Annotated in this window: 8 protein-coding genes; 3 read left to right on the plus strand and 5 right to left on the minus strand. The window is 65.1% G+C overall.

Annotation, left to right across the window (positions count from 1 at the left end; all coding sequences use genetic code 11):
* Nucleotides 1–188: 188 nt before the first annotated feature.
* Nucleotides 189–680 carry an SRPBCC family protein gene (locus IVB46_RS01185; protein ID WP_247301803.1) on the minus strand — a complete coding sequence of 164 codons (492 nt, stop codon included), beginning with the start codon at nt 678–680 and terminating at the stop codon, nt 189–191.
* Nucleotides 680–1,069, minus strand: a complete 390-nt coding sequence (locus tag IVB46_RS01190; protein ID WP_063982661.1) for a metalloregulator ArsR/SmtB family transcription factor — start codon at nt 1,067–1,069, stop codon at nt 680–682. Before IVB46_RS01190 ends, IVB46_RS01185 begins: the two co-directional genes overlap by 1 nt.
* Before the next feature lie 281 nt (nt 1,070–1,350).
* On the opposite strand from IVB46_RS01190, the gene IVB46_RS01195 reads away from it, so the two are divergent.
* Entirely contained in the window at nt 1,351–2,406 is a 1,056-nt protein-coding gene (locus IVB46_RS01195) for a serine hydrolase (protein ID WP_247301800.1), read from the plus strand.
* 67 nt (nt 2,407–2,473) lie between these two features.
* On the opposite strand, the gene IVB46_RS01200 is transcribed toward IVB46_RS01195, so the two are convergent.
* Entirely contained in the window at nt 2,474–3,301 is an 828-nt protein-coding gene (locus IVB46_RS01200; protein WP_247301797.1) for an outer membrane beta-barrel protein, read from the minus strand.
* Nucleotides 3,302–3,580: 279 nt separating this feature from the next.
* Nucleotides 3,581–4,285, minus strand: a complete 705-nt coding sequence (locus IVB46_RS01205; RefSeq protein WP_247301794.1) for an SDR family oxidoreductase — start codon at nt 4,283–4,285, stop codon at nt 3,581–3,583.
* 100 nt (nt 4,286–4,385) lie between these two features.
* On the opposite strand from IVB46_RS01205, the gene IVB46_RS01210 reads away from it, so the two are divergent.
* The gene (locus IVB46_RS01210; RefSeq protein ID WP_247301791.1) at nt 4,386–5,228 is read left to right on the plus strand and encodes a GNAT family N-acetyltransferase; all 843 of its coding nucleotides are present in this window, start codon (nt 4,386–4,388) and stop codon (nt 5,226–5,228) included.
* Nucleotides 5,229–5,246: 18 nt separating this feature from the next.
* On the opposite strand, the gene IVB46_RS01215 is transcribed toward IVB46_RS01210, so the two are convergent.
* Nucleotides 5,247–5,696 carry a hypothetical protein gene (locus IVB46_RS01215; protein ID WP_071912938.1) on the minus strand — a complete coding sequence of 150 codons (450 nt, stop codon included), beginning with the start codon at nt 5,694–5,696 and terminating at the stop codon, nt 5,247–5,249.
* 519 nt (nt 5,697–6,215) lie between these two features.
* Between IVB46_RS01215 and IVB46_RS01220 the strand changes: the two genes are divergently transcribed.
* Nucleotides 6,216–8,069, plus strand: coding sequence for an alkaline phosphatase family protein (locus tag IVB46_RS01220; protein ID WP_247341673.1), 1,854 nt, complete (start codon nt 6,216–6,218; stop codon nt 8,067–8,069).
* Nucleotides 8,070–8,075: the final 6 nt, after the last annotated feature.

An 8,075-nucleotide genomic window follows, 5' to 3' on the forward strand; every position in this document is an offset into this window, starting at 1 on the left:
CCGATATGACATTTAGTGGTAGCAATTCTGTCATAAATCGGCGGCACGACGCGACAAAAATCTACGTTATGGCGCTGTCATAATTGAGCTGCACGCTGTCATATTCGCGAAGGCGACTGCTCTCCCCATGCGTTTCCGAGCTTATTCCGGGGCGCCTCTTCGAGGCCCCCGGAATAACGCTGGGGATTCTATTTCTTCATCCCACCAACATACGCCGCGAGCTTGTCCAGCGTCTGGTAGCCGTATTCGACGGCACCGAAGCCGATCATGCCGTCGCGCTGCTCGGTGCTCGAGGCCAGTTGCCGCATCATCAGCACGGTCTTGCCGTTGCTCTGCTCGGCGAAGGTGAGGGTGAAGCGGAACATGCCGGGATCATCGTCCTGGTCGACGCCGTGATCCATCTCCATCAGCGACGGCCGCTCGATGCGGCGGAAGCGCATGCGGTTCGGATAGACGGTGCCGTCAGGACCGATCATGTTGAAGCGCCAGACGCCGCCAACGCGCACGTCGATCTCGAAGGTCTCGATCTTGAAGCCCTTCGGCCCGAACCATTGCGGGAGATGTTTTGGATCGGACCACGCCTCGAACACCAGAGCGCGCGGCGCGTCGATCACGCGCGACATCACGATCTCGCGGTCCATCGACCATTGCGACAGAGCGGGATTGGCAGAATTCGTCATCACTCAGAACCTTTCCGTTTGGTTGTGCGGGACGGTCGCTTGGCGGCCGCCCTCTCCTTCTCTTTCTTCAGTTGCATGACGTAAGCCTCGAACCGGTCGAGCCGCGCCTCCCAGATCGCGCGCTGCTGCTGGAACCAGTCCTCCGCGCCGACGAGCGCGTCCGGGCTGAGCCGGCAGGTGCGCACGCGGCCGGATTTCTCCGACTGAACGAGCCCGCTCGTCTCCAGCACATGGATGTGTTTCATGAAGCTCGGCAGCGCCATCTCGAACGGATCGGCGAGCTCGCCGACCGACGCCTCGCCGGCGCAGAGCCGCATCACGATCGCCCGCCTTGTGGGATCGGCAAGGGCTGCGAAGACATGGTCGAGCTGGGACAATTGGTTAGCCATGAAGCTAACTATAGACCCGCCGCCCGCCCGGCGTCAATAATTGTTAGCTCACAAGCTAAGTAATTTTCCGCAAGCCCCCGCCGGCGGAACCCACAACGCGCAATCGTGAATTGGGGCACCCGGCCCTCGCCGTTAGAAGAGAGAGGGGGCGCATCGCATCAAGCGTCAGAGCCGTGCCGTCTGTTGTTACCTCGTCACACCTCACCCGGCGGGCCCTCGCGCGGGCCGCGTTGGTTCCCCTCGTGTTGGCCTGGCCGCGCCGCGCATCCGCGGATTCCGACATGATCGCGCAGATGCGCGACATCGTCGCCAACGAGCTGGCGCCGACCATGACGCCGGACCAGCCGGGCGGCCTCGCCGCCGCGCTCTATGCCGGCCGCCATGTCGAGTTCTTCAACTACGGCTTCGCCGACGACGGCACGCGACGACCGGTCACACCGGACACGCTGTTCAACCTTGGTTCGCTGCGCAAGCCGTTCGAGGCGACGCTGGTGGCGCTGGGCTCGCTCCGGAGTGAATTGCGGCTCGACGACCGCCTGCCGAAATATCTGCCCGAGCTCACGGGAGACTATGTCCGCCGCGTCACCGTCGGCCAGCTCGCCACACACACGTCGGGCATGCTGCTGTCGACCGACCATCCACCCTGGCCGAACGACTCGTTCTCGCGGGCGCAGTTCATCGACATGTTCAACGCCTGGGAGCCGCAGGCCGGCGAAGCGCCCGGCAAGCAGCGCATCTACAGCCATGCCTGTTACGTGCTGCTTCAGCTCGTGCTCGAGCGCTGCTACGGCGCTCCGATCGCAACCCTGTTCGAAGAGCGCATCCTTGGGCCGATCGGCATGAATGCAACCTCTCTGCCGGAGCGCGGCGAGGACAACCGCGCCGTCATGGACGCGGCGTGGATGCAGCGCGTCGTGCAAGGCTATTCGGATCAGGGCATGGCGATCGGCCCACCCGGCAACCAGCAGAGCTATTTCGACTTTCCCGGCGCCGGCCAGATGTTTTCGTCCGCGCGGGATCTCGCGACCTTCGTTGCGGCCTGCGTCGACGGCCGCCCAGTCGATCCACATTTGCGCGAGGCGCTGCGGATGACACAGCGCGAGACCTTCCGCGTCGACGACAAGTTCGGACAAGGCATGGCATGGGAGACGGTCCAACTCCCCGACGCCACCATCGTCGACAAGCCCGGCGGCCTCAACAATGCCTCCGGCTATCTCGGCCTCGTTCCTATCAGGCAGATCGGCTTCGTCCTGCTCGCCAATCGCGGCGAATATCCGCACGAGATCGTTCGCTACAAGATCCTGCCCGCGCTGGCGAAGCTCGTCGCCTCGCACTGAACCGTCCCTCGCAACAGAAAGCCCCGGCAGAGCCGGGGCTTTCTGCGCCAGATCAGGAACGGGATGCTCAGTACCTGGCGACGACCGGTCCGCCGAACTTGTAGTTCACGCCGACGCGCACAATGTTCGACTTGAGATCGACCGAGTGGGTATAAACGTTGCTCGGATATTGCGTTACGCCGCCGACCAGATTGGTACTGGTCGCGCTGGCGCGGCCGAGATCGACGTAGAGATATTCGGCCTTGAGCGACCAGCCGCCGCCGAAGGCATATTCGGTGCCGACGCCCGCGGTCCAGCCGAGGCGCGTGTCGCGAATCGCGGCCGACTCGGTCGCGGCTGAGAACGTGTCGGTGAAATTGAAATTGCCCTTCACCTCGGAGATCGCCGCGCCGCCCGTCGCGTACAGCAGCCAGGTCGGAGCCGCGAGGAAGCCGATGCGACCGCGGATGGTGGCGAGCCAATCGGCCGAGACCTGCGACGACACGGTAAAGCCTGTCGGCGCGCAGCAGGGATAGAGCGCAGAGCCCGTCGCGCTGCCCTTGAAACCGAAATAGTTGATGTCGCCTTCGAGGCCGAGCACGGCGTGGTTGACCTGCCAGTTGTAGCCCGCGGTAAAGCCGCCGGTCACGCTGGAGCTGTTGACGCCCTGGGCGCCGACCGTGTTGATGGCGGGGACGCTGCTCGCCGCAAAATAGCCGGCCGGCGTCCAGATGGTCGAGGTGTTCAGATCGGCGCTGCCCCACTGCCCGCCGACATTGCCGCCGACGTAAAAGCCGGTCCAGTTGTAGGCCGGCGCCATCACCGGCGCCTTGGTGTATTGCGCCGCGAGGTCGGCCGCATGCGCGGATGCGGTGCCGAGCACAATTGAAGCGACCGCCAGCAAAAACTTGTTCATTCCGAGTCTCCATGCCCCACGCGATCGACGCTCGCGTTTCAATTGCGCACCGGTGGGAGCCATCCGGCGCAGATTGGGGATAGGGAGTGGATCGCTCGCCGTCTCGGTCTGCGGCGCAGTTCGTATGGACTGTGACGTAGTCAGTGACTTATCGCGCAAGACCAGCGAGGAGTGTGACCCGAACGCCACGCGTCGCCCCGCCGCAGCGGCGCACCACGCAAGCCGCACGTCGCGTTACGACAAGTGCACAAGAATGGCGGAGCGAAGCCGCGCGCCGACTCACACCGAGCGCGTCAGTCCGCCGTCGACGCGGATATTCTGGCCGGTGATGTAGGCGGCACCCTCGGACGCCAGGAACGACACCGTCGCCGCGACCTCCTCGACCTTGCCGTAGCGCTTCATCGGCACGCTCTCGCGCCGCGCATCGGTCTGCGGCAAGCTGTCGATCCAGCCCGGCAGCACGTTGTTCATACGGATGTTGTCGGCGGCATGGGTGTCGGTGAAGATCTTCGTGAAGGCGGCGAGGCCGGCGCGGAACACCGCAGAGGTCGGAAACATCGCGCTCGGCTCGAATGCCCAGGCGGTCGAGATGTTGATGATGGCGCCGCTCTTCTGCGCCTGCATCACCGGCGTCACCAGCCGGGTCGGCCGGATCACGTTGAGGAGATACGTGTCGAGGCCGGTGTGCCACTGCTCGTCGGTGATCTCCGTGATCGCCGCGCGCGGGCCGTGGCCGGCGCTGTTGACGAGCACGTCGATGCGTCCCCATTTGGCCATCGCCCCGTCGACGAGCCGCTTCAGATCATCGTTCGACTTGTTGGAGCCGGTGACGCCGAGGCCGCCGAGCTCGACGGCCAGCGCCTCGCCCTTGCCGGAGGACGACAGGATCGCGACGCGAAAGCCGTCGGCCGCGAGCCGCCGCGCAGCCCCTGCCCCCATGCCGCTGCCGCCAGCCGTGACGAGTGCGACCTTCTCTGCTGCCATGACCGATCATCCCTGTGTTGAGGCGAGCCCCGGGCCCGGCCTATCATGAGGCCTTCTACCGCCGGACCTGCCGCCAGGTCCACCGCCGAAGGCATCCGTCATGAGCGATCTGCAGATCCGCAATTTGCGCCCCGAGGAGATCGCCATCGCCGTCGACTGGGCAGCGGCCGAGGGCTGGAATCCGGGCCTCGGCGACGCCGCCTGTTTCGCGATCCCGGACGCGAAGGGCTTCTTCATCGGCGAGATCGACGGCGAGCCGGTCGCAACAATCTCCTGCGTCAATTACGATGATCGCTTCGCCTTCCTCGGCTTCTACATCGTGCGTTCAGGCTTTCGCGGCGCGGGCCACGGCCTGCGCATCTGGAACGCAGCGATCGCGCATGCAGGCACGCGCGTGATCGGGCTCGACGGCGTCGTCGCGCAGCAGGACAATTACAAGAAGTCCGGCTTCCAGCTTGCCTACGCCAATATCCGCTACGGCGGCATCGTCGCCGCGCCGCCGAATCCGCCCGCCGAAATCGTCGCGCTCGACAATGTCCCGTTTGCGCTCGTTGAAGCCGACGACGCGACCGTCTTCCCGGCCGCGCGCAGCGCCTTCCTGCGCGCCTGGATCAACACATCGGGCCATCTCGGCGGCGCGCTGCTGCGCGACGGCAAGCTCGCGGCATGGGGGGTGATCCGGCCCTGCCGGACCGGCCACAAGATCGGCCCGCTCGTCGCCGACGACCGCGGAGCGGCGGAAGCGATCGTGCAGGCCCTGCTGGCGACCGCAGGCGGCGGCGAAGTCTTCCTCGACGTCCCCGCGATCAATCGCGAGGCCATTGCGCTCGCGGAATCGCTCGGGCTCAAGCCGGTGTTCGAGACGGCACGGATGTACACAGGGCCGATCCCGCCGCTGCGGATCGACCGCGTCTTCGGCGTGACCAGTTTTGAGCTGGGCTAGCTGGGCGGACGACGCCGCTCAGTAGCAGCGCATGATGTTGACGGTGTGCTCGGCGCCGCCGCGGCCGGGCACCGTCACCTGCTCCGTCGGGCAGCTCGGCACATAGGGCCGGTCGGACGGCACCACATTCGGCGGGAAGCGATGGGTCCAGTCCCAGGGAACGTCGTACGTATAGGTGTAACGCACGTCGGTGGAGGCCGGCTGCCCGGCATCGACGAAAGGCTGGTTATAGCCTGCGTTGTCGTAGAACCCGCCGCCGCCCGGCCAATAGACCCAAGGCGTGTTGCGGCCGCGGAACCGGGCGCCAGGACCGATCTGCGGACGCGCGATCGCGCCGGAAGGCGCGGCGGCCATCCCGTGCGCGGCGGTGGCGGTGGCGCCGGGCCTGGCAAAACCGTCATTGGCAGAAAGGAGCAGCGCGGCTGCGCTGAGCGAGGCGAAGAGCGCCCCATATGATCTGGACATCATGATACGCACCAACTCGTTTGGCTTCGGCGGCTCCCCACCGCACGCTAGGCCGGGCCGTCGCCCACCCGCAAACGTATAATTAATTGTTGGTTAAGGCACGGAATTAACGGGGTACCTGGTGCGGCAAGTCGCCCGGGATTCTGTGCTGATTTCAGACACTTCGTTCCGGGGTAGTCCTCATGACCCGTTGATCGGAGTTGATCGCGCTCGCCGAATTGGCGGCGGCAATTTTGCTTGAAGTCGCCTCCTCCGTCATTGCGAACGCAGCGAAGCAATCCAGGGTTTTGCCACGGAGGAATTCTGGATTGCTTCGCGGCGCTCGCAATGACGGCGTTGAGGCAGTTGAGTGCAATAACGGTGATCTCGTGCCCGACAACGCCCCATCCGTGGGTGCCTGGTCACCTCCCCGTCACTTCTGCTTGCTCCCTGGGTCTTGTAACAAAACTGTCATGCAGCAAAACTAAACGATGGCCGGGGGCCGCGGTCGCGGCCATTGCCGCCTCACCGCAGGAGATTTCGATGCGCCGTTCACTGGTGTTGCTGTCCGCCGGGCTGACAGTCTTGTCCACAGGACTTGCCTCCGCCCAGAACAACACGCCCCGCAACCTGATCCTCTTCATCCCCGATGGTCTGCGCGCGCTGAAGGTGACGCCGGAGACCGCGCCGGCGATGGCCGAGGTCCGTGACAAGGGCGTCAACTTCAAGAACCCGCATTCGCTCTTCCCGACCTTCACCATGGCCAACGGCTCGGCGATGTCGACCGGCCACTATCTCGGCGACACCGGCGTGTTCTCCAACACGATCTGGACCAACTATACGTCCGTCCCCGCCGGCGACACCGTGGTCCCCTTCATCGAGAACGACGCCGTGCTCGGCGACATCGACGAGCATTTCAAGGGCGACTATCTCAACGAAGAGACGATTCTGAAGATGGCCCGCGACAAGGGCTTCAGCACCGCGGCGATCGGCAAGGTCGGTCCGACCTACCAGTTCGACCACACTGACAAGCCCGAAAAGGCCGGCCTGCATTCGGTCGTGTTCGACGACTCCACCGGCGGCAAGAACGGCGTGGCGCTGTCTGACGAGGTGAAGGACGCGCTGACCAAGGCCGGCCTGCCCCTCGCCACGCCACCGCGCGGCGACAATTCCAAGGCGGGCGATGCCAAGACGCCCGGCACCGTTGTCGCCAACGTTGCGCAGCAGGCTTATTTCGCCGACGTCGCCGCCAAGGCCGTGCTGCCGATGTTCAAGGCGCGCAACAAGCCGTTCGTGCTGGTGTTCTGGTCGCGCGACCCTGACGGCACCCAGCACAACCAGGGCGACAGCCTCAACCAGATCAAGCCGGGCATCAACGGCCCGAGCACGATGGCGAGCATCAAGAACGCCGACAACAACCTCGCCCAGCTCCGCAAGGCGCTCGACGAGCTCGGGCTGGCCGCGAATACCAACATCATGATCCAGGCCGACCACGGCTTCTCGACCATCTCCAAGGAGAGCAAGACCAGCCCCTCGGCCAAGGTCAGCTATGACGACACGCCGAAGGACTTTTTGCCGATGGGCTTTTTGGCGATCGACCTCGCCAAGGCGCTCGACCTGCCGCTGTTCGACCCCAACGACAAGAACGCCGCCGTCACCGGCAACGCCCATCCGAAGGCCGGCAACGGCGTGCTCGGCAAGGATCCGATCAAGCCTGACCTCGTCATCGCCACCAATGGCGGCTCGGACCTGATCTACCTGCCGAACAAGGACAAGAAGCTGGCGGTCAAGACCGTCAAGGCGCTGCTCGAGCAGGATTACGTCTCCGGCCTGTTCGTGGACGACTCGCTCGGCCGCATCCCCGGTACCCTGCCGCTGTCGAGCATCAATCTGCGCGGCAAGTCGGCGACGCCAACGCCGGCGATCGTCGTCAATTTCCGCTCCTATGCCAGCGATTGCGGTGAGGCGCCGACCAACTGCTCGGTGCAGGTCGCCGACACCGTGCTGCGCCAGGGTCAGGGCATGCATGGCAGCTTCAGCCGCGGCGACACGATGAACTTCATGGCCGCGATCGGTCCGGACTTCAAAGCCGGCTATGTCAGCCAGATCCCGGTCAGCAATGCCGACGTCGGCATGACGGCCGCCCAGCTCATGGGCCTGCGCGGCCCGCAGAACGGCGGCCTTGTCGGCCGCGTGATGTCGGAGGCTCTGCCCAACGGCATCGTGCCGAAGGCCTATACCGGCACGCTGAAGTCCAAGCCCGCCGAGGGCGGCCTGGTGACCGTGCTGAACTTCCAGCGCGTCGGCAGCCAGCGCTATTTCGACGCCGCCGGTTTCCCGGGCCGCACGCTCGGGCTCGAGCCGGACGCCGGCAAACAAAAAACGGCGGGGAAATAACATCTA

This window comes from Bradyrhizobium sp. 61, from assembly GCF_023073075.1.
In the GTDB taxonomy this organism is placed as follows: domain Bacteria; phylum Pseudomonadota; class Alphaproteobacteria; order Rhizobiales; family Xanthobacteraceae; genus Bradyrhizobium; species Bradyrhizobium barranii.

Bases quoted from the DNA above. Each gene is read 5' to 3' on its own strand.
- IVB46_RS01185 (WP_247301803.1), bottom strand. From the start codon at position 680: ATGACGAATTCTGCCAATCCCGCTCTGTCGCAATGGTCGATGGACCGC.
- IVB46_RS01190 (WP_063982661.1), bottom strand. From the start codon at position 1,069: ATGGCTAACCAATTGTCCCAGCTCGACCATGTCTTCGCAGCCCTTGCC.
- IVB46_RS01195 (WP_247301800.1), top strand. From the start codon at position 1,351: ATGATCGCGCAGATGCGCGACATCGTCGCCAACGAGCTGGCGCCGACC.
- IVB46_RS01200 (WP_247301797.1), bottom strand. From the start codon at position 3,301: ATGAACAAGTTTTTGCTGGCGGTCGCTTCAATTGTGCTCGGCACCGCA.
- IVB46_RS01205 (WP_247301794.1), bottom strand. From the start codon at position 4,285: ATGGCAGCAGAGAAGGTCGCACTCGTCACGGCTGGCGGCAGCGGCATG.
- IVB46_RS01210 (WP_247301791.1), top strand. From the start codon at position 4,386: ATGAGCGATCTGCAGATCCGCAATTTGCGCCCCGAGGAGATCGCCATC.
- IVB46_RS01215 (WP_071912938.1), bottom strand. From the start codon at position 5,696: ATGATGTCCAGATCATATGGGGCGCTCTTCGCCTCGCTCAGCGCAGCC.
- IVB46_RS01220 (WP_247341673.1), top strand. From the start codon at position 6,216: ATGCGCCGTTCACTGGTGTTGCTGTCCGCCGGGCTGACAGTCTTGTCC.